This is a genomic window from Synergistaceae bacterium (genome assembly GCA_017540085.1).
Lineage (GTDB): Bacteria > Synergistota > Synergistia > Synergistales > Aminobacteriaceae > JAFUXM01.
In genome coordinates this window covers 121853-143414 of record JAFYBQ010000030.1, presented here as the reverse complement: position 1 = coordinate 143414, position 21562 = coordinate 121853, and the positions used below count along the sequence as shown (strand labels likewise).

The window sequence follows — 21562 nt, the reverse complement described above, 5'->3', positions numbered from 1 at the left end:
AGGAGGAATGAATTTGAACAAGCGAATCATTAACTTCATCATAACATTGCTGTTTGTTGTGCTTGTGGGATGGTGGATATATTCAAGCGTCAGTGATGAGTTCATGAAGCAGTCAAGAGCGGCGCAGATACGGACGGTTGAGACAGTCGCGGCGGGCTACCCTTCAGGAGATGACGAGGTAACAGAATGGCTCAAGCGTCTCGCGGAAGACTCATCAGCGTACAGAGTCGCATATGTCCCGGAGATTCCCATGCCCGGCGAAAAGTTATCATCAGTCCCAAAAGGAGACCCCGAACTCGCCAAGCTCACGGAAGAGTCAGCAATGGACTCCGAGTTCGCGAAAGGTTTCGACAATGCCGCCTACGAGGAAATTTATCGGAGCGTCAAAAATTGGACTGTAGGAACTCACGAGGAACAAGCGTTATTTTTCGCTCCTGCCGTTGACATTAAGACTCATGATGTTGAAGGGGCGTTAGTGTTCTCATTCAGCACAGAGGGCGAACGGGGATTCATGCGGATGATGAACACGCTATTTTTCTGCGCGTTCGTACTTTTCGCGGTTGTGATATGGCAGCTGATGATGAGCAGGGATCCTATTGTCGGTTTTGCGCTGGCTGGATTGTTTTTGATGACGCTGATATTTGTCGCTTATCCGTTATTCGAGGCGTTGAGACTCTCATTCATTGAGGACGGAAAATTTTCCCTGTCAACGTGGAAGACGATTCTACAGTCCGAGGGCTACATGTCAGCACTATGGGGAAGCCTCAAATTAGGGTGCTGGACTGCGACATTCTCAACGATAGTGGGATTCTTGTTCGCGTTCGTAGTGTCGAGGACAAACGCCACGTGCAAGAAGCTAATATCAACAATGGGAGTCCTTCCTGTGATTTCTCCGCCGTTCTCGCTTACCCTGTCGATAATATTATTGTTCGGGAACAACGGACTCATAACGCGGTGGCTCCGGGTAATCGGTCTTGATTTCTCAATATACGGTCTTCCGGGACTTGTACTCGTTCAGACGATGGGAATGTTTCCGATTGCGTTTTTGACATTGAGCGGGGTATTGCAGGCGATTGACTCGACATTTGAGGAAGCGTCATTGAATTTGTCGGCGGGAAGATTTCAGACGTTCAGCAAAATTACATTCCCCCTTGCGATTCCGGGGATATTAAGCGCGTGGCTGTTAGTGTTTACTACGTCGCTTGCGGATTTCGCGAACCCGTTATTACTGGCGGGCGACCTGAAGGTCTTATCACTCGAAAGCTACATAGAAGTTACAGGAATGAATCGGCTCGGCTACGGTGCGGCACTGTCGATATTGTTATTACTTCCGACATTAACGGCGTTCCTTGCTCAAAGATTCTGGGTCGCGAAACGTTCATACGTAACTGTAACGGGCAAACCTTCTGGGAGAATCACGGAGCTTACGACACCGGGAGTCAGACGAGTCTTAACGGGGATAATCTTTGCGATAATAATCTTCCTAGTGATGTTATACGGGACAATTTTCGCGGGGTGTTTCGTGAAAAACTGGGGCATTGATTACACGTTCAGCCTGGAGAATATCACGGAGGCTATAACGCGCTCGACTGATGCACTTTTCGACACGGTAACGCTTGCGGCAATCGCGACACCTATCGCAGGAATCACGGCCATGATTGCGGCATTGCTGATAGTCCGCAGGAAATTTCACGGCAAGAAACTTCTTGAGATGCTATTGATGACTCCGTTCGCTTTGCCCGGGACTCTTCTCGGAATAAGCTACATACTTGCGTTCAATCATGCCCCGATAATTTTGGTGGGAACGGCGGCAATCATCATCATCAATTACGTGATACGGGAATTGCCCGTAGGCATTGAGGGCGGAATAGCGTCCCTGCGTCAGATTGACCCGTCAATAGAGGAGGCCGCAACAGATCTCGGAGCGGATCAGGCTACAGTGTTCCGTACAATCGTATTACCGTTGGTGCGTCCTGCGTTCCTGTCGAGTTTGTCGTATACGTTCGTGCGGTCAATGACGGCGGTTAGTGCGGTAATCTTCCTGATTTCGGCGAAATGGTATCACATCACGGTGTTAATCTATAACTTCTCGGAAAATCTGCGTTTCGGGCTGGCTAGTGTCCTGTCAACCGTATTAATCATAATCGTGTTCGGTGCGTTCGGAATAATGCGCTTGCTTGTGCGCGAGAATGCAAACTTGATGAAGAACGTAACGTAGATAGTACCCCCCTAAATCCCCCTTGTGCAGATGGGACAAGACTCGCCTGGTTTCTTGCCTCCCCTGCGCAAGGGGAGGTGGCTGAAAGCCGGAGGGGTCGACAACCCCCCTTCCGCTTACGCTCCTTCCCCCCTTGGCAGGGGGGACAAGGGACTCGCTTCCCCCTGTGTAAGGGGAGGCGCCCGGAGGGCGGAGGGGTAGAATCCCTGCGAAAGGGGAGGTGCCCGCAGGCCGGTGGGGGGCGAATGGGTAAAAGATTACAGAAAGGAGATAAAGAAATTGGCGAGCAAGTCAGTAACATTTGAGAACATAAAAAAAATATTCCGCGATCCTCAGTCAGGGCAGGATGTTGCGGCGGTTGCGGGTGTGTCATTCCGTCTTGAGCCGGGCGAACTGGTAACGCTTCTCGGCCCTTCAGGGTGCGGGAAGTCAACAATCCTGCGAATGTTATCGGGATTCGAGCAGCCAACATCAGGGCGAATCATGATAGGCGACAATGACGTAACGAACACTCCGCCCAACAAGCGCGACACGGCGATGGTATTTCAGAGCTACGGACTTTTCCCACATATGAATGTCGCGGAGAATGTCGGCTACGGTCTCAAGCTCAGGAAGATTCCGCAGAATGAAATTGACACAAAGGTGCAGAAATTTCTTGAGATGGTCGGGCTTGGGCAGATGGGAAAGCGTCCGCCCTCGCGTTTGTCGGGAGGCCAGCAACAAAGAGTCGCCCTCGCAAGGTCGCTTATCGTTGAGCCGTCTGTCCTGTTGCTTGATGAGCCGTTGAGCAATCTTGACGCACTTTTGAGGGAACAGATGAGAGTCGAAATTCGCCGCCTGCAAAAATCACTCGGCATCACAGCAATGTACGTAACACATGACAGAGTCGAGGCAATGAGCCTTTCAGACCGCATAATAGTCATGAAGCTCGGCCACATAATACAGATCGGGACTCCCAGCGACATATACCGGGATCCCGTTGATACGTTCGTGGCGGGGTTCGTGGGAAAAGTTGCGTTCTTTCCGTGCACGGTGAAGGGGATTGATGACGGCTGCCATGTTGAGATTCGCGGACAGAGATTCACAGCTCCGAGATGGGCGGAGAGTCTCAAGTCAGGGGATAAAGCGTTAGTGATGGCGCGTCCTGAGTCGCTTTCAGTCGGCGAACCCGGCGCGGGTGTTGAGGACGGAATCGTTACGGCGAATATCTATCTCGGCAACAGCGTAGAGACTTGGGTGAAAACTGACTTGGGAAATGTCCTTGTGCAGATCGATAATCCCGATGTCAAAAAAATCTGGGACGAGGGCGAAAAAGTGTCGCTGTCGTTTGACCCGTCATTGACGAAAGTTTTGGCGGACGACTTAGAGAAGGCGTAGAAAAATTTTCGGGCGGAGTCCTGCGTGATTCTGCCCGTTTTTTGTGCAAATCACTCCGGGAATTAGCCCGCTTCATTAATGATTGTCCTTACTCACTAAACATTATCGCTGATTCATGCGGACGCTGATATTATAGCTTTTACTTTCACGAAAGACATTCCATTTTCTGACAGGAGGCTATATCGTTATGGAGTTCCTGAAACGTTATCCCATTCCCATAGCGGGACTGATACTCGCGCTTTTCGCCCTCGGCAATCTCATACAGTCATACAGCGCGGAGGCAAGACTCGCCCTCGGATTAATCGCGTTCATTCTCTACATACCGTACCTGCTGAAGGTCGCAATCCTGAACGTGAAACTCTCTGAGCCGTTAAGCAACCCTGTAGCAGCCAGCGTATTCCCGACAATCACAATGGCTACTATGCTGCTTGCGGGCTACGTAAAGCCGTATTCACCCGAATGCGCCAGTGTCATATGGTACGCAGGAGTCATCGGCCATGCGCTATTGATTGTGTGGTTCACGCTGAATTTTGCCGTGAGGGGATTTTCGGTGAAGAAAGTATTTCCGTCATGGTTCATTGTTTATGTAGGGATTGCGGTCGCGAGCGTCTCAGCTCCTGTTACGGGGCGGCTTGACATTGGGCAGTGGGCTTTCTGGTTCGGCCTCGCAACGTATATATGCCTCCTCGTGATTGTGTGCTACAGGGTCTGGCTTGTGGGTGAAATTCCTGCTCCGGCCATGCCTACAGCGGTGATATTTGCGGCTCCTGCGTCATTATTGCTTGCGGGATACATGGTTTCATTCCCGGAAAAAGACTCGGCGATGGTTATGGCGTTATTGTGTGCGTCATTGCTATTCTGGCTTGTGGGAATGGCGTACTTCCTGCGGACATTCCGGGGGGCGTTCATGCCGAGTCATTCGGCGTTCACATTCCCGCTTGTGATTAGCGCATTGGCGGTGAAACTTTCGGCGGGGGCAACGGGATTCACATGGCAGGGGACTCTTGCTGACGTTCAGACGGTCATAGCGGGGGTAATCGTTTTGTGGGTGCTTGCGCGCTACGTGATGTTCATTTTTGCGGGCGCGAAGTAAATATATCAGGAGGGTAAATTTATGACGCGTGAAGAGTACGTGAAATCCATACGCGAGACAGCGGAGGAATACTTCAGGAGCGGGACATTTTTCTGCTCGGAAGCGGTGTTGCAGACGATCAACGATGCATTAGGCAAGCCGTTTGATGACAACATCGTGAAGATGGCCTCAAGTTTCCCGATAGGACTCGGTAAGGCTCAGTGCCTCTGCGGGGCTGTGTCGGGCGGAGAAATGGCACTCGGTATCGTCTACGGCCGCACGAAAGGACAGCAGATGAACCCGAAAATGTTCGAGGTCGCAAAGGGTCTTCATGATTTCGTGAAGGAGAAATACGGCGCGACTTGTTGCAGGGTTATGACTCGTCAGTGGGCGGGAGATAATTTTATGTCGCCTGAGAGAAAAGCCCACTGCATAGAGATAACCGGGGTTGTTGCGGAATGGGTAGCAAATGCCCTGATTGATGACGGAAAATTAGCAGTCCCCGCCGCGTAACGAAAGCCACAAAAAAGCCGGGCCGGAAATGAAAAAAGTTTCTGACCCGGTTATTTTTTCTCATCACTCTTAGTGCGATAAAAAGAATTTCAGCATACGTTCTCTGTAATCAGGGGCAGTGTCATAAGCCGCATGGCCGTAACCGTCATACATGAACAACTCACAGCCCGGTTTATCTTTCAGCGACTCAAAAATTTTCTCGGACGCTTCACCGCCTAATACTTTGTCATCTTTTGAGCCTATCACTAAAACAGGGCAGGCGATCTTCTTCAGGTCATCAGCAGCGTCAAAGTCTTTCGTTGCTTCTGCGAGAATCACAAAGCGAGTCAGCTCTTCAGGCGTTACAGTTTTTGCGGAATCAATCAGCAATTTTCTTGACTGCTCAAAGACTGACTCAGGGTAAAGTTTTTCACCGAATGAAAGATAAAGCCCCTCCGCATTTCCGGCTTTCGCAAACTGAATCCACTCATCAATCACGCTGAATTGAGTCCGAGTTACATGCGCTGAAGTTGAGCCGAGAATGAGACTCCGAACGAGTCCGGGATTATCGGCCGCGATCTTCATTGCTATCATTCCGCCCTGAGAGACTCCGAAAAGACATACCCCGCCGAGTTTCAACGCTCTTATGGCTTCCGCTGTATCACGCGACATATCGTAAACCGAGTATGAAGACGGCAATTCATTTCTCCGCTCAAATAGATACACCGTAAAATCATCCGCAAGCAGCTTGTAACTTTCTGCGACTGCCCCGGAAAATTTCATGACGCTCTGAACGCTCAGGCCGGGAATAATAACAAGAGGCTTCTTGCCATTTCCGAATCTCAGATAGTCCATCGTGAATGATTCTGTCCTAACCGTTTCAATCTGCATAGTTTTCACCGTTTGCGCGCTTGCAGGAATTTGGCATAAAATACTCAGCGCAAAAAGTGCCGTAAGTATACGCAGCATTATTCCTGCCCGTTAGTGAAAGATTCCCGGCGCGGAAATTGCTTCCATTATCTCGTAGCGGATCATAGGCAGGCTCTTCTTCATGGCTAGAGCTTCCTCTATGGGAATTTCCTTAATGCTTCCTTCCTGTGTGCATATAATACTGCCTGTTCTGCCCTCAGCAAATGCCCTCACAGCGCAGTAGCCCATTCTCGTGGCTGTCTCGCGGTCTCTTCCTGTGGGTGCGCCTCCCCGCTGAATATGTCCCAGCACCGTAACACGCGGATCAAGTCCCAGAGACTCGTGAATCTGATGGCCGATTTCTATCGCGCTTCCGGCTCCTTCTGCAACGACTATCGAGAAATGCGTGATACCTGAGAGGCGGGCATTCTGTATTCTTTTCACGACATCTTCCTCAAAGTTCACGGGCTTTTCCGGGATTAACACGCACGTAGCACCTACAGCGATTCCGACATATAGCGCGAGGAATCCCGCGTGCCGTCCCATGACTTCAACGACCGAGCAGCGTTCATGACTCTGCATTGTGTCGCGTAATTTGTCGATGCAGTCAATTGCGGTGTTGCAGGCAGTGTCAAAGCCGATTGTGTAGTTTGAGCAGCCTATATCATTGTCGATTGTTGCGGGGATTCCCATGACAGGAACGCCGAGCCGCGAAAGCTCAAGCGCACCCCGGAATGTTCCGTCCCCGCCGATGGCCACAATTCCGTCAAGACCCAGCATTTTGCACGTTCCGACAGCCTTCTCCCGGCCTTTCTCGGTCATGAACTCCTCACTGCGGGCAGTGTAAAGTATGGTACCGCCATGCCCAAGAATGTGGCTTACTGCTTCATTGTTTAGTATCATGAAATCGCTGTTGATTAGACCCTGCCAGCCCCGGCGGATTCCGATGCACTCAATCCCGAAATGCATGGCTGATTTTGCGACTGACCTGACAGCGGCATTCATTCCGGGTGCGTCTCCTCCTGAGGTGAGGACTCCTATGCGCTTTATTTTCTTGTCCATTTGAATATCTCCTCCTGCGTTCAAGTTTTTGGGAATGAGAATATAATATCACCTGCAAAAATTTTATGAGACACATTTCTTCAGTGATAAAAAAATTCCCGCAGACTCGTTTTTCCAAGCCTGGCGGGAAATAAAATTTTCGGTTACAAAATCTGACTCACATCAAAACAATAATCGCCCGAAGCCGTTTCAATTATGTCAACTTTATCTCCTTCATGGCTTTCTATCTGGCTCAGAAGTTTTGCGGAAATTCTTTGTATTCCCATGATTCTTTTCACATCTTCATAAACATCGAAAGTATAGGCTTTGCTGTCATCGTAGACATAAATTTTCACATCCAAGTGCGTCCCAAGATACATTCCGCCCGTAACATAAGTGCCGTTGCCCCCCGCATAGCGGCCTTCATATTTGTACTGCTCATTCTTGGTTACACCTTGTTTTACGAATGCTACATTGTCTGCGTGTTTGCTTATTTTAACAATTCTTCCTTTGTGCGCTGTTACTGTCATGTTGTCTGCTCTCCTTTTTCTGACTGGGAAAAATTTATCATCCTCAGAAATTCCCCCTCATCAATAACAATAACGCCGAGACTTTCCGCTTTCACGAGCTTTGAGCCGGGGTTTTCGCCCGCCACAACATAATCAGTTTTCCCGCTGACACTTGAAGACACCCGCCCGCCCAGAGATTTCACGAGATTGCTTGCCTCCGATCGCGTCATTGTCTCAAGAGTCCCGGTGAACACGAAAGTTTTTCCGCGTATACTGCCTGCATGAAGCTCCGCGGGGTTTTCGGTTCTGCTGACTGTTTCCGGCAGCTGAGTCAATATAGACTTGAAGTCATCTATGAGCCTGATATTGTCCGGGTCAGTGAAATATTCATGCACTGAGCGCACTATGACAAAAGACTCCGCCATGCTGTCAACGCCTGCGCCCCTTATGGCCTCAATAATCTTTTGTCTGTCATCGGGCCGGAATTTTCCCGCAAGTTTCTCGGCATCGGATTTCGTCAGGCACGGTATATTACACCTGAGAATATCCGCAAGAAGTTTCCCTGTCCTTTTGATTTCCGGCTCATCATAAATTTTCTGAAGGACTGACTCTGTATTTCCCTCATCCCGGAAAAATCCGTATACCGCCTCTGCTCTTTCCTCAGCAAGCCCGGATGTTTTCTGAGGTAATGCCCTGGCTATTTCGCTGACACCTGCGCCCGCTATGGCCTTTGCGGTTCTTATGATACTGTCGCCCGGCCTGAAGTACGAGATTATATCCTGCGCCGTGTTTATGTCCGCGCTTACTCTTGAGCATACCGCCTCAGCAAGGGATTTTGACTTCATGAGATACGGCATGTTCCCGTCATCCCTGAAAAATTCATGGACAAGAGTCGCAGCTTCTGCTTTCTCCGGGCTTAACGCTCTCATTATGTCCGCTGGCCTAGCCGATTTCAGCGCGTCAATTGTCCCGAAATATTCCGCGAGATACTCGGCCATGACCCTCTCAACATGAGGAATGCCCAGTGCCGTAATGAATGCCGGAAGCGGGCGTGATTTCGAGTCTTCAACCTCAGCCATGATTTTGGCCGCGTTTTTCTCACTGCCTGAAATTTCGCACCAGTCAGCAAAATTCAGCCTGTAAATATCCGTGAGGCTGTGAACTTTCCCGGAGTCAACGAGAGAATACGCGATAACTTTCCCGATCCCGCGAATGTCCATAGCCTTGCGCGAGACGAAATGACGCACGGACTCTTTCAGCCGTGCCGGGCATTTGGGATTTGTGCAGACGTGAGCCGACATTGTGATTATCTCCCCGCCCCTGATGATTTCGCGCTCTTTTTGTCTGACTTCAGCACCGCAGAACGGGCATTTTTCCGGCATGGCAAAAACTTTCTCCGCGCCTGTCCGTGATTCAGCCTCAGCGCAGACAATTTCCGGGATAATCTCGGCGGCCTTTCTCACTCTCACAATGTCGCCGACTCTGATGTCTTTCTGCTTGATGTAATTTGCGTTGTGGAGGGTTGCCCGCTGTACTGTTGTTCCTGCGACAATTACAGGCTCAAGAATCGCTACAGGTGTCAATACTCCCGTGCGCCCTACTGATATTTCTATGCCGGTGAGTCTTGTGAGGGCTTCTTCGGGGGGGTACTTGTACGCGACCGCCCATCTTGGAGCGTGGGATGTTGCGCCGATTTCCGGCCATGATGTTATGTCGTTCAGCTTCACTACAACGCCGTCCGTGTGATAATTGAGCTTGTACCGTTCATTCTGCCAATGGGAAATAAATTCCTTCACGCCGTCAATATTCCCGCAGAATTTGTACGCTTCCTGAACGGGGAGTCCGTGAGACAAAAGCCACATCAACGCGCCTTCCTGTGTAGTAACTCCGAACCTTTCAGCGTCAACAAGATAATACAGGAATATATCAAGCCCCGATGATATGAGGTCTTTATTGTCCTTCCTGCGTAAAATTCCTGCCGCGGCGTTTCTTGGATTGGCGAAAAGTTTTTGCCCGCGTGATTCCCGGACTGCGTTCACCGCGTTAAATCTCTCGTTTGTCATGAGGACTTCACCGCGGACTTCAACACGCCCGGACGGAGGATTGATTAATTTTTTCGGCACAGCGTCAACAAGCATAAGATTTTCTGTTACATCCTCGCCGACTCTACCGTTTCCCCTCGTAGCCCCCTGAACAAAAATTCCATCCTCATATACGAGTGAGACCGCGAGTCCGTCAATCTTCATTTCGCAGACAAACCCCCCGCCGGAATTTACACGATCAAAGAATGCTGACAGCTCTTCGGGCGCGAACACATTATCAAGTGAAAGCATAGGGGACGAATGCTCAACCTTGGCGAAAAGACTGCTTGCCGTTCCTCCTACGGTCTGAGTCGGGGAATCTTTGCGGGAAAATTGCGGGTAATCATGCTCAAGCTGTTTCAGCTCACGGACTAGGGAGTCATATTCAGCGTCAGAAATTTCCGGGCTGTCATTGTCATAATACAAACCCGCATGGTATTTCACGAGCCTGTAAAGCTCATTCATGCGGGCTTCAAATATATCCATGCGCTACGCTTTCGGCTTCATGGCCGGGAACAAAATCACATCCCTGATTGAGCGCGCCCCGGTCAGGAACATCACTATTCTGTCCATGCCTATACCCATTCCGCCTGTGGGAGGGAGTCCGGCTTCTATCGCGTTGATGAAATCCTCGTCAAAAACGTGCGCCTCGTCATCGCCTTCTGCTTTCTTTCGCGCCTGATCCTCGAATCTTTCGCGCTGGTCAATCGGGTCATTAAGCTCGCTGAATGCGTTTGCGACTTCCTTCCCGAACATGAAAAGCTCAAAGCGGTGTGTGTAGTCCGGGTTGTCGGGGTCTCTTTTCGACAGCGGGGAAATTTCCGTAGGGTGTCCGAGCAAAAATGTAGGCTCAATTAATTTCTCCTCGCCGAAAGCCTCAAATAAAAGATTTAGGACTGCAAACTTGCTTTCATGGCCGGTCATTTCGGAGGCAAGCCCCTTTTCACGGGCGATTTTCCGCGCTTCCTCGTCTGACTTCACCGCGTCAATGTCGACTCCGGCAAATTCCTTCACGGCCTCGCGCATTGTTATACGCTTGAACGGTTTGGACAGGTCTAATTTTGTGCCGTTCCATTCGATTTCAAGAGTCCCGATAGATTTTGCGGCGTTGCGGATTAATTCCTCAGCTAAATTCATCATGTCGACATAGTTAGCATACGGCCAGTAAACTTCCATCATCGTAAATTCGGGATTGTGCATTGTGTCTATACCCTCGTTGCGGAAGTTGCGCCCGATTTCGTAAACACGTCCCATCATGCCGACAACAAGCCGCTTCAGGTACAGTTCAACAGCTATACGCATATACATGTCAACGCCCAGCGCGTTATGATACGTCTTGAAGGGTCTTGCGTTCGCGCCTCCTGCAAGCACAGAAAGAATAGGAGTCTCAACCTCAAGAGTCCCATGAGATTCTAGCGTCTCGCGGAATGATGATATTATCCGTGAGCGTTTGCGGAACACCTCGCGGACATCAGGATTTGCGATCAAGTCCATATATCTTTTGCGGTAACGTATTTCCGTGTCTGTGAGGCCGTGCCATTTCTCCGGCAGGGGGCGTATTGCCTTGCTGAGGAGCTTATAGCCCGTAACCATCACCGTTAATTCTCCGCGGCGAGTCCTGCAGGGATGTCCCTCAATGCCGAGCCAGTCGCCTGTGTCAACCCATTTCTTGAGGAAGTCATATTCTTTTTCCCCGATGGTGTTCACCTGAAAGTAAAGCTGTATTCTTGATGTCTCGTCGGCAAGGTCTGCGAATGTCGCTTTACCCTGCTTGCGTATCGTCATGACTCTTCCTGCTGTGCTGAGAGTTTCGGATGAGTCTTCCTGTTCGGGCTGAAGTGAGTCGAATTTCTCGCGGATTGAGGCTAACGTGTCGCGCCTGTCCCATGTCTCATTGATATACGGATTGTAGCCTTCCTCCGTCAAAAGACGCTGTAATTTTTCCTTGCGCTGCCGTACTACTTCATTGTCCTCAGAAGTGAAGCCGTCCTGCAAAATTTCTTCAGGCATGTAGCAATCTCCTTTGTGATTATGGATATGTCAGCTATATTTTATTACACGCGCAAAATTTTCACGCGAACGGTTTTTCGTCGGGCTTCACGGGGCGTTCGTCTAACTGTTCCCATGATACAGCCTTTGGCCGCCTCAATATAGCCTCATCAGCGCATAAAACTTTCACCTTCAGTACGCGGTTAATATACGCAATCTCTATAACGTCTCCTTCTCGGACTTCCCCGGATGGCTTGCACTCTCTGCCGTTTATGCGGACTGCTTTAAGGTCTATCATTTCCTGCGCGACTGTGCGGCGTTTCACGAGTCTGGCGAGCTTGAGATATTTATCGAGCCTCATTGCCTCACTTCCTTTGACACAAAAATAACCCCCCGGCGATATGCCAGAGGGCTGATATTTTTTCACTTAGGCTATTATTGTCTGTGCTTCTTCCTGAATCTTCTTGAGGTGTTCAGGGCTGATGAAACTTTCCGCGTACAGCTTGCAGATGTTCTCCGTTCCTGATGGGCGGGCCGCAAACCATCCGTCAGCAGTTGTAACTTTGAGGCCGCCTATTGAAGCGTTGTTGCCGGGGGCTTTCGTGAATTTCCCGGTAATCTTCCCGCCTGCTAATGTGTCGGCTTTGATGTCGTCAGGCGATAATTTTCCGAGCGCGGCTTTCTGCTCCGGCGTTGCGGGCGTGTCTATGCGGGCGTAATAGCTCGTGCCGTATTTGGCGGTTATTTCGGCGTAATGCTCCGCGGGGTTTTTCCCTGTTACGGCTGTGATTTCGCACGCTAACAAGTCCATGATTATGCCGTCCTTGTCCGTAGTCCACACAGAGCCGTCCCTGCAGAGGAATGACGCTCCGGCTGACTCCTCGCCTCCGAATCCCATTGAGCCGTCAAGAAGACCGTCAACAAACCACTTGAATCCTACGGGGACTTCACACAGCTTCCGCCCGATTCCTTCCGTTACGCGGTCAATGATTGAGCTTGAGACTACTGTCTTTCCCACTGCCGCGTCAGCTCTCCAATTTTTGCGCGACGTGAATAAATGCTGAACTGCAACGGCTAAATATGCGTTTGGATTCATGAGTCCCTGCGGAGTTACGATTCCGTGTCGGTCATAATCCGTATCATTCCCGAACGCTATATCATAGTCATCTTTCAGGCGTATAAGGTTGGCCATTGCGTAGGGTGAAGAGCAGTCCATTCTGATTTTGCCGTCATGATCCGGGGGCATGAATGAGAATGTCGGGTCTAAGTTCGGGTTGACGACCTCAAGATTCTTGATGCCGTAAATTTCCGCGATTGGCTTCCAGTAATATATCCCTGAGCCGCCGAGGGGGTCTGCGCCGATTTTGAGTCCTGACTTTGCGATGGCTTCCATGTCGACAACGCTGGCAAGGGCTTTCACGTAGGGGATGACGAAATCCTCAAAATGAACATTGTCCATCTTCACAGCCTTCTCGAACGGGACTCGCTTAATGCTTCCGACTCCCTGCCGTATAAGCTCGTTGGCTCTGTTCTGAATCTTGCTTGTGATTTCGGGGCTTGCGGGGCCTCCTGAAGGCGGGTCATACTTTATTCCGCCGTCTGTCGGGGGGTTGTGGGACGGGGTAATCACCATTCCGTCAGCGGTCTTATTGCCCGGTGTCCTGTTGTGGGCGAGAATTGCGCGTGATATTACGGGCGTGGGTGTAGGGGCAAAATCTTTCTGCAATATCAGCTCTACTCCGTTTGCCGCGAGGACTTCAACGCATGTCCGCATAGAAGGCTCTGATAATGCGTGAGTGTCAGCTCCGAGATAAAGCGGGCCGGGAATGCCTTCCGCTGTTCGGTGTTCGTACACTGCCTGCGCGATCGCGAGAATATGAGCCTCGTTGAAGCTGTGAAGGGCGGAGCTTCCGCGGTGGCCTGATGTCCCGAATGAGACATGCTGCGACTTGTCCGCCATGTCAGGCGCAAGCGTGTAGTAGTCGCTTATCAGTGAAGGGATATTGACTATCTTCTTCTCCTGCATGTATATTTTTCCTCCGTTCTTGCTGTCGTTTTCTTTTGGGAATGGGAAAATTATACCCTATTTGCACCAGAATGTTACACCGCGTTTTGTTCCGGCGTAAAAGTCTATTATTCTCACAATTTCGGGAATGTACTCGGACTTATGCGGCAGTATTTCATTCATGGCCTCAGTAAAACTCACTTCAGGACGGTACAAATTACGGTAGAACCTGTAAATCTCACGGATTACTTCAGGGGAAAACCCTCCGCGCTGAAGCCCGATTTTGTTCAGCCCCGACAGTCTCAGCGGCTCGCCGGAAGCAAGCGTGTAATGCGGGACATCCTTTGAGACGCGGTATAGTCCGCCTATCATGCAATAGTCGCCTATCCTCACGAACTGATGAACCCCGGCCATGCCGCCGAAAACTGTATGGCTCCCAACTTCAACGAAACCCGATAATCCTACCTTGTTCGCAACTGTTACAGCGTCGCCGACTTTCACATTGTGCGCGAAATGAACGCCCTCCATAATGAAGCAGTCAGAGCCGACAACTGTAGCGTTTCCCTCTCCTGTGGCGCGTGAGATTGTTACGTTCTCGCGGATTATATTGCGGTCGCCGATTTTCACGTATGAGATTTCGCCCTTGTAGGCGTGATCCTGAGGGTCTCCGCCTATTGCGGAATGCTCGCATATGAGACAGTCCCGGCCGATTGTTACATGGCTGTGAATGCTTACGAACGCTGTTAGCTCTGTGCCTTGTCCGATTGAGGCATCTCCGTCAACAAAACAGAAAGGGCCTATCTTCACTCCGTCTGAAATTTCTGCTTTGGGCGATATTACCGCTGTAGGATGAATATTTATGCTCACTCGCCTACCTCCGCATGCCGCTCCAGAGTGTCGCCGATTATCGTCAAAAATTCCGCCTCGGCCACTAATCTGCCGTCCACATATGCTTTGGCCTTTGCTTTTGCTGACCTGCTGCGGACATTAGTCAGCTCTGCCTCTGTGATGAGCTTGTCGCCCGGGCGAACGGGATGGCGGAATCGCACGTTGTCCATTCCTGTGAGAAACGCTATTTTGTTGCCCTGCTCAAGTCCCAGCTTTATGCCGAGCAACACGCTTGTTACCTGTCCCATGCTTTCGACAATCAGCACTCCGGGCATTACCGGGTCTCCGGGAAAATGCCCCGTGAAATACGGCTCGTTGTATGTTACGTTCTTGTAGCCTGTTACGTGCATTTCGTCATAGTCCGTAATGCGGTCAACCATCAAAAATGGGTAGCGGTGCTTCAGCATTTCCATTATTCCGAATATATCAATCTCTGCCAATATTCATTTCTCCCTTCAGTTTGTCGGCAAGTTTCAGGTGAAGCTCATGGCCTGCCCTGACCGCTATTATATGTGCGTTCAGCGGAAAGCCTACAGAGGCCAAGTCTCCTATCAGGTCAAGTATCTTGTGCCTGACGAACTCATCCGGCCATCTCAGCCCTCCTGATGCTATTATTCTGTCTTCTCCGATAAGCACAGCGTTGTCAAGCGAACCGCCTAACGCCATGCCATGAGAGCGGAGATACTCTATTTCACGCTCATACGCAAATGTTCGGGCGGGGGCTATGTCCGCCGCGTAATCATCAGAGCCGCGAAAGTCATATATCTGAGTCCCTACTGTGTCATATTCCGCCGCGTACGTTATGTGAAACTCATCGGCGGGAAACGCACACACAAAACGAGTCATGTCATCATTGCTGACTATCACGGGCGAGGAAATTTTCACGCGGGGAATATCTTTTCCGTCAATAACGCTGTGGGACAGGATTTCAGCGCACAGAGTCTTGGCGCACCCGTCAAGCGCGGGCATTTCACCGCCGTTAGCAGAAACACGAACCCCGGAATATATCCCTGTTCCGCAAAGAGCCGAAAGCACATGCTCGCAGGTACGCAGAACCTGCCCGGAAGGAAATACATAATCTGAGGAACGCCTAACTCCCTCGCATTTGAGCATATGCAGGGGCATTTCCTCACCGCGCAGGCTCATCATGATGTGCGGGCTGTCGCATGGCTCTATTGAAAGCTCGGTTTCAAGCCCGGTGTGAAGCCCCGTACCCCTCAGCGTTATTTTACCGAGAAGCCGTCTCACGCCTCAGTTCCTCCACCTCACGTTCAAGAATACGCAGCCTTTTCACTATCAGCGGCAAATCTGTAGCAAGCACTAACGCCCGCTTTGCATCATTGTGGTTGCGAGCCGGAAAGCCGGAAATTATGCTGTCCGGGGGGATGTCATGAGTTACGCCTGCCCGCCCGCCTATTATCGTATTCGCGCCTATCCTCACATGGTCAGTTACTCCGGCCTGAACCGAAATTGTTACGTTGTCCTCAATAACGCTGCTTCCTGCTATGCCTGACATTGAGCAGATTATGCAGTTCCGGCCTATTTTCGCGTTATGCCCGATCTGAACTTGATTGTCTATCTTAGTCCCGGAGCCTATCACAGTATCGTCCAGAGTCCCGCAGTCCACCGTAGCACATGCTCCTATCTCCACATCGTCGCCGATCATCACTCCGCCCGTCTGCGGAATTTTCACAACTCCTGACGGTGTACGCTCAAAGCCGAAGCCGTCAGCACCAAGCACAGCACCTGAATGAATGATACAGCCTTTCCCGATACGGACATCATGCACTAGTGTAGCGTTAGGGCAAATGACTGACATATCGCCGACATAGCAGCCTGGGCCGATGAAAGCGAACGGGGAAACAGAAGCCTCCGGGGACACTACAGCGTCAGGGGAGACGAAAGCCAGCGGGGAGACTCCGCGCTGAGGGCGCAGGCCGGAATGAGCCGGGAACAATGCGGCTACCATGGGCAGAGATTCGCGGGGGGTGGGCGATATTAGGCCGTCCCTGCCGGGGGCAAAATATTCTGCCTTGCCGATTATCGCTGTTTCAGAGGGTAGCTTTTTGATGGCTGACTTGTCCCAAATCACGCACACCCGACCGGGGGCAGGGTATTCGGGGCTGGCTATTCCTATGATTTCTCGTTCTCCGTTTCCGATTAACTCTAGGCCGAGCTTCACGGCCATGTCTGAAAGTTTCACTTTTTCTTTATTCCTCCTGTCTACAAATTCCATATTCCGCGCAGACCTATTCTGCTGTCATAATATATTATCTCTGCTGATATATGCTCATCAAATCTGTATCCTAATCCAAGCTCATGATATGGGCGGCCTATTTCCCACCGCCACCGGGCATATGGCCTTCTGAGTTTCAGCGGGATATATTCAACCCGCAGGAACAATGCGCCGCGGGGCAGGTCGTATTCTGTTCCCGCCCAGAGGTTTTCGAGAGTCTCAAGCCTGAGTCCGGCGCGGTATGCTAGGCCGAAATCATCAAGCGAGAATACCGCCTCGGCGTAAATTTCAGGGGCAAGATTAACATCTCCTATTCTCCATACAGGCCGAAAGCCGAAAAACGCTCCTGCTTCAGGGTAACGGCCCTCAATCCCGGCATATGCCGCTATCCATAGGCTGAACATAAAAGTTTGGCTGTCTGCTCTGGCTTCTATCTCTGATATTTTTCCGGGCGTGAAGCTCACCGAGACGGAAGCGCGCATATTCCCGACCGTGTTTCTTTCCTCAAGATATGAACATGCTACGGATTCTATGTCCTTCTTGTGCCGGAGTGCCCACTTCACTGGCAGGCCGATTAGCGGGGAAAGAGACGCGAGAATTTTGGCCTCCATGTCTGAGCGGAACATTACAGGGATTGTGCGCGAGAGTATTACAGGCTTCAGGGCGAGTATCATATCACCTGACGGACGGAATGAAAGATTTATTGCCGCTGTTGTGTCTGATATATATATCTGCTGGGTGAAATCCCATCCGGGCAGGCGGTGCTTTACCTCAGATTCTACACATTCACGCAAAGCCCCGTCAGCCCACGACAAAGCCGCAGGGGGGACTTCTCCGGCAAGGGCGGAAACTTCCTCCGAAAGCCCGGTTATGTCTTGACTGAACCATGACAGCGGAAGGCCGCGCAAAAGCGGTAATGTTATGCGCGTTTCAGGCCGCGTTGGAGTCTGGGCGCAGGTAAAAATCACCGCCGGGCCTGTCCTGCCGGGCTTGACTTTCACGACATAGCCGGAAAATAGTCCCGCCGCTACAAGCTCTAATGTTGCCTCACGGTCTGTACTGCCGTCATCGGGTATCTCACTCCATACAGCACTGAGGGCGCGCAAAGCCGCAGGGGAAAGCCATGATGGAAGCCCTGAGACTGTAACAGCATGGGATTTTTCTGCGGGCAGGAATATTATCATCAGGCACAGGCAAAACGCGCTAAAACATCTCGCCAAATCCGAAATATGTCCTGTTCTCGTCCTCACCTTTGGCATAATCCACACGCAGATTCCCGAACGGCGTTTTAACACGCAGACCTATGCCGTAATCATCGTGATAGTTGCTCCAGTCCATAGTGATGTCCGCGTTTCCTATGTCGTAAAATCCCACGATTGATACAGCACTTGCTACCGGGACTCGCAGCTCAAAATTTCCCAGATAAAAATTGCTGCCCTCAAATGACCGTGAATTATATCCCCTGAGAGAGTTCATTCCGCCGAGACTGTAACGGGCGAACGCGGGAAGCTCGTCAGCAGTCGATGAGCCTATGCGGAGCCGTGCGGCAAAAAGAAACGGGTTCTCATCGCTCCACATTCCCCCGACATCAGCAAATCCCTCAATAAGTTTGTTCAGAGGGACATATAATCTTGCCTGCGTCCAGTACTTGAAGTAATCATACTCGCCGCCGAGAACTTTTACCGCCTGCTCCAAATTCGTATCCCACACAAATCCTTTAGGGTAGGGCGAATATTCGTCGCGCTTGTCCCACATAAGCTGAAATTCTACAGTCTGATTCACTCCGTCCCACGGCGTAAGATCGTCCACATATCCGGGTATCGCCCGCTGTATGTTGCTGTACTCTGCGTCCTCGCGCCGCAGGGTTACGAACCAGCTCCAATCCTCATTGCTGAATTTCTTTCCGGCTCCGGCGAATAGGGTGAATACTTTTTCGTCATAGTCAAACTGCCTGCGATTCTGACGGTAATAATATCTGCCGTCATATGTCCTGTAGCGCGCACCGATACGCCATCCCCATGTGTTTGCGTCCATGTACGTGCTTGACAGCGTAGTCCAGTATGTAGACTCATCGCCCGCGTTGAAGCCAGCCTCAAACGTTATTCCCCTTCCGAATAAATTTGTGTTGCTGTATGTCAGTCCCCCCGACAAACCGCTCTCCGTACCGTAGCCCAGATTCAAACCTACGGAGGCCGTGCGCTTCTCCTTTACCGTCAAAATCAAATCAACAATGCTGTCATCATCCTCCGGGACATCGAACGCAACATTGACATCCTCAAAATATCCCAGCCCCTGCAATTTCCCAAGCTCATGGCGGAAGCGCGTTACGTTGAATATATCCCCTTCTTTGAGCTTTATTTCACGCCGGATAACATATGTCTTTGTCTTTGTGTTGCCCTGTATCAGCACATCTTTGACACGCGGCTCAAGAATGCTGACGTATATATTTCCCCCCTCAATCTGAACATCAGACACACGAACCATAACATAGCCTGCTTTGTGATATTTTTCCTGTATGCGGTCTAGGTCATTGCGGAAAAATTGCCTGTTGAAGACCGTACCTTCATGCGAAAAAACTTCGTCCATAAGCTGCTTTGACGTAAACAATGTGTTGCCTGAAAATGTAATGCTGCGTATAACAGGGTTCTCCTGTACGGTGAATGTTACGCTGACTCCGCCGCCTTCGTCAGTAAAATCAGCGTCAACGAAAGAAAAAAAGCCCTGATTGTAGACGGCCTCAATATCAGACAAGATAATATCCCTGCTTAAAGGCGTACCCGGCTTTGTGTCGATAACGTTAAGGATATATTCCGAGGCAATGTGGCTGTTGCCTGAGATATTGACGCTTGTAACCTGACGGGCGAGTTCAGCGGAATAAAGCGGTGTCGACAACAGAAGCGCAAGGATAATCGGCAAGAAAAATTTTCTCATAATAACTCCTTTCACTTAATGAAAATGACAGATTTATCATTGTCCAAAGCCCTGCGCCCTGTACGAACAAGAGAAAAAATTTTGTCATGCGCAGGCGATTTCTGAGTAGTTGCTGTGGAAGATACTTTTTCAGCGGGCTGTATTCTAGCATTCTTTTGGCTCTGTTTCTTGGCTATAGTCCGGCGTGAAGTCTTGCGCGATTTTTGCGGGACTGTAGCAGGAGAATCCGCACGGACAACAGGCGCGGGGGTCGGTTGACTCTGGCTATGGACTTCCGACGCGGGGACGGGTGCTGATGGCTGCGGCATAGATACCGGGCTGGCAATGGACAGCACAAACACAGCGCAGAGGAATACGGAGCGGATAATATTTGCGGCAATGTGAGTCTTTCGGGGGCGTATGGAGCAGAAAGCCTCGCGGCGCAGAACCTCCAAATCTGCCCTGGCACATTCAGCGTCAAGATAAGCACACTCCGCATGGCCTGAAGTGTATGATGTCTTCATTCGTTCAAGCCAGTGAATTACAGCGTCAATTCTTGCGGAAACATTAAGCACCCTCAATGCCGAGCCACCCCCTTAATTTAGCCAGCGCACTACGCCGGAGTCTGTAAATATGGCTGACATCGAGAGACTTTTCGCGGGCAATGTCCTTCGGGCGTTTGCCGTCAAAGAAAAGTCCGCGCACTATATCGGCCTCGCGTCCCTGAAGTCGTGAGACGGCCTGCTCTGCGTCAATCCAATCATCGCCGCCCTGCTGCTCATAATCAGCGCAGAGATATTCATCCGGCACAGGAATAGGCGCTCTCTTCTCGGAACGCTCCAACAGGTTTATCACAGCACCGTGTATTTTGTGATAGGCGTATGTTGTGAAGCGGCATTGTTTCTGAGGGTCAAAGCTGTCCACAGCCTTAATTAACGCTAACATCCCCTCCTGAATAATATCCTGCCTGAGATTGTCATCGGAGACATAAATTTTGCGGGCAATCCAGAACACAAGAGGCCGATATGACACGATAAGCTCCTCGCGTGCGGAAACATCACCGTCAGCAAGCCTGAGCCAAAGCCCCCGCTCATAATCACGGTCAATGCTCATATCTCATCCCTCCATACAGGCATGGCAGTTCCGCCCGGCGCGGCGTGGAGATTGTCATTTGCGAACGACAGATATATACGCCCCTCACGGACAGCTATACCGGTCATAGAGCAGTTCGGAATGTCAGAGAACCAAGCCTCATGAGGGTCTCTGCCCAAGATGACAGACCACATAGCCCGAATAACGCCCCCGTGTGTTACGGCTATGATACGTTTCTGCGGGCATGTCATAAGAATATTGGCGGCAACAGTGAGACGTGCTTCAATCTGTGGCCATGTCTCAGCATCCTGCGGAGGGTTGAAGAACGGATCCTCAAGCCACCGGGAATATTGCTCATAATGTTCAGCCCTGAGATAATCGAAAGACTTGCCCTCCCACGAGCCGAAATTAATCTCTTCAAGCTCCGGGATAATTACGGGCGACATGTTGAACTGAGATGCTATAGTCCCTGCGGTAAAGACAGCCCGGTCGAGAGGGCTTGTGAAAATTACATCCGGCGGCCATGAAGATAAACGCACCGCCAAATCTCCGGCCTGTTTTTTTCCTGCTTCCGTAAGCTGTATATTTGTGCGGCCCTGAAAACGGTACTGCTTGTTCCATAGGGTTTGGCCATGCCTCACTAAGATTATACGGCGGTCTGACAGGCTCATATTCAGCTCACCTTTCTGACTTTTATTCTGCGGATTTATCGCAGGCAATTATAGCATGTGCTATTATTACAG

General features: G+C 50.6%; 20 protein-coding genes. 4 read left to right on the top strand and 16 right to left on the bottom strand.

The genetic code is table 11. From position 1 onward, the window contains the following. Positions 1-7: 7 nt before the first annotated feature. The 4 genes from IKQ95_07245 (at position 8) to IKQ95_07230 (ending at position 5180) form a co-directional block, all read left to right on the top strand. A complete protein-coding gene (locus tag IKQ95_07245; protein ID MBR4196487.1) occupies positions 8-2218 on the top strand; it encodes an iron ABC transporter permease in 2211 nt (736 codons plus the stop codon). Positions 2219-2488: 270 nt separating this feature from the next. Then, on the top strand, positions 2489-3595 hold the full coding sequence (locus tag IKQ95_07240) for an ABC transporter ATP-binding protein (GenBank protein MBR4196486.1): 1107 nt from the start codon (positions 2489-2491) through the stop codon (positions 3593-3595). 187 nt (positions 3596-3782) lie between these two features. Continuing rightward, positions 3783-4688 (top strand): TDT family transporter, encoded by a 906-nt coding sequence (locus tag IKQ95_07235; GenBank protein ID MBR4196485.1) that lies wholly within the window; start codon positions 3783-3785, stop codon positions 4686-4688. Positions 4689-4709: 21 nt separating this feature from the next. Next, complete coding sequence (locus IKQ95_07230; protein MBR4196484.1) at positions 4710-5180, top strand: C_GCAxxG_C_C family protein; 471 nt, start codon at positions 4710-4712, stop codon at positions 5178-5180. A gap of 69 nt (positions 5181-5249) precedes the next feature. Here IKQ95_07230 and IKQ95_07225 read toward each other — a convergent pair whose 3' ends face one another. From IKQ95_07225 to IKQ95_07150, 16 genes are all read right to left on the bottom strand, one after another. Next, positions 5250-6128 (bottom strand): alpha/beta hydrolase, encoded by an 879-nt coding sequence (locus tag IKQ95_07225; GenBank protein MBR4196483.1) that lies wholly within the window; start codon positions 6126-6128, stop codon positions 5250-5252. Positions 6129-6140: 12 nt separating this feature from the next. Further along, complete coding sequence (locus IKQ95_07220; protein MBR4196482.1) at positions 6141-7130, bottom strand: 6-phosphofructokinase; 990 nt, start codon at positions 7128-7130, stop codon at positions 6141-6143. 143 nt (positions 7131-7273) lie between these two features. Then, complete coding sequence (locus tag IKQ95_07215) at positions 7274-7639, bottom strand: hypothetical protein (GenBank protein MBR4196481.1); 366 nt, start codon at positions 7637-7639, stop codon at positions 7274-7276. Next, entirely contained in the window at positions 7636-8475 is an 840-nt protein-coding gene (locus tag IKQ95_07210; GenBank protein MBR4196480.1) for a hypothetical protein, read from the bottom strand. Before IKQ95_07210 ends, IKQ95_07215 begins: the two co-directional genes overlap by 4 nt. Before the next feature lie 1713 nt (positions 8476-10188). Continuing rightward, positions 10189-11709 (bottom strand): lysine--tRNA ligase, encoded by a 1521-nt coding sequence (gene lysS, locus IKQ95_07205; GenBank protein MBR4196479.1) that lies wholly within the window; start codon positions 11707-11709, stop codon positions 10189-10191. Between the two features lie 61 nt (positions 11710-11770). Beyond that, entirely contained in the window at positions 11771-12049 is a 279-nt protein-coding gene (locus tag IKQ95_07200; protein MBR4196478.1) for an RNA-binding S4 domain-containing protein, read from the bottom strand. Positions 12050-12115: 66 nt separating this feature from the next. After that, positions 12116-13714, bottom strand: a complete 1599-nt coding sequence (gene pgm, locus IKQ95_07195) for a phosphoglucomutase (alpha-D-glucose-1,6-bisphosphate-dependent) (protein ID MBR4196477.1) — start codon at positions 13712-13714, stop codon at positions 12116-12118. Between the two features lie 57 nt (positions 13715-13771). Further along, positions 13772-14560, bottom strand: coding sequence for an acyl-ACP--UDP-N-acetylglucosamine O-acyltransferase (gene lpxA / locus IKQ95_07190; protein MBR4196476.1), 789 nt, complete (start codon positions 14558-14560; stop codon positions 13772-13774). Further along, positions 14557-15012 (bottom strand): 3-hydroxyacyl-ACP dehydratase FabZ, encoded by a 456-nt coding sequence (gene fabZ, locus IKQ95_07185; GenBank protein ID MBR4196475.1) that lies wholly within the window; start codon positions 15010-15012, stop codon positions 14557-14559. Before fabZ ends, lpxA begins: the two co-directional genes overlap by 4 nt. After that, a complete protein-coding gene (locus IKQ95_07180; protein ID MBR4196474.1) occupies positions 15008-15829 on the bottom strand; it encodes a UDP-3-O-acyl-N-acetylglucosamine deacetylase in 822 nt (273 codons plus the stop codon). Before IKQ95_07180 ends, fabZ begins: the two co-directional genes overlap by 5 nt. Then, on the bottom strand, positions 15810-16784 hold the full coding sequence (lpxD, locus tag IKQ95_07175) for a UDP-3-O-(3-hydroxymyristoyl)glucosamine N-acyltransferase (GenBank protein MBR4196473.1): 975 nt from the start codon (positions 16782-16784) through the stop codon (positions 15810-15812). Before lpxD ends, IKQ95_07180 begins: the two co-directional genes overlap by 20 nt. A gap of 20 nt (positions 16785-16804) precedes the next feature. Next, entirely contained in the window at positions 16805-18037 is a 1233-nt protein-coding gene (locus IKQ95_07170) for a hypothetical protein (GenBank protein ID MBR4196472.1), read from the bottom strand. Then, positions 18021-19748 (bottom strand): BamA/TamA family outer membrane protein, encoded by a 1728-nt coding sequence (locus IKQ95_07165; GenBank protein ID MBR4196471.1) that lies wholly within the window; start codon positions 19746-19748, stop codon positions 18021-18023. The genes IKQ95_07170 and IKQ95_07165 overlap by 17 nt, the downstream gene beginning before the upstream one ends. A gap of 11 nt (positions 19749-19759) precedes the next feature. Further along, positions 19760-20308, bottom strand: a complete 549-nt coding sequence (locus IKQ95_07160) for a hypothetical protein (protein MBR4196470.1) — start codon at positions 20306-20308, stop codon at positions 19760-19762. Continuing rightward, positions 20295-20840, bottom strand: a complete 546-nt coding sequence (locus IKQ95_07155; protein ID MBR4196469.1) for a sigma-70 family RNA polymerase sigma factor — start codon at positions 20838-20840, stop codon at positions 20295-20297. Before IKQ95_07155 ends, IKQ95_07160 begins: the two co-directional genes overlap by 14 nt. Beyond that, complete coding sequence (locus tag IKQ95_07150; GenBank protein ID MBR4196468.1) at positions 20837-21490, bottom strand: histidine phosphatase family protein; 654 nt, start codon at positions 21488-21490, stop codon at positions 20837-20839. Before IKQ95_07150 ends, IKQ95_07155 begins: the two co-directional genes overlap by 4 nt. Between the last annotated feature and the right edge of the window lie 72 nt (positions 21491-21562).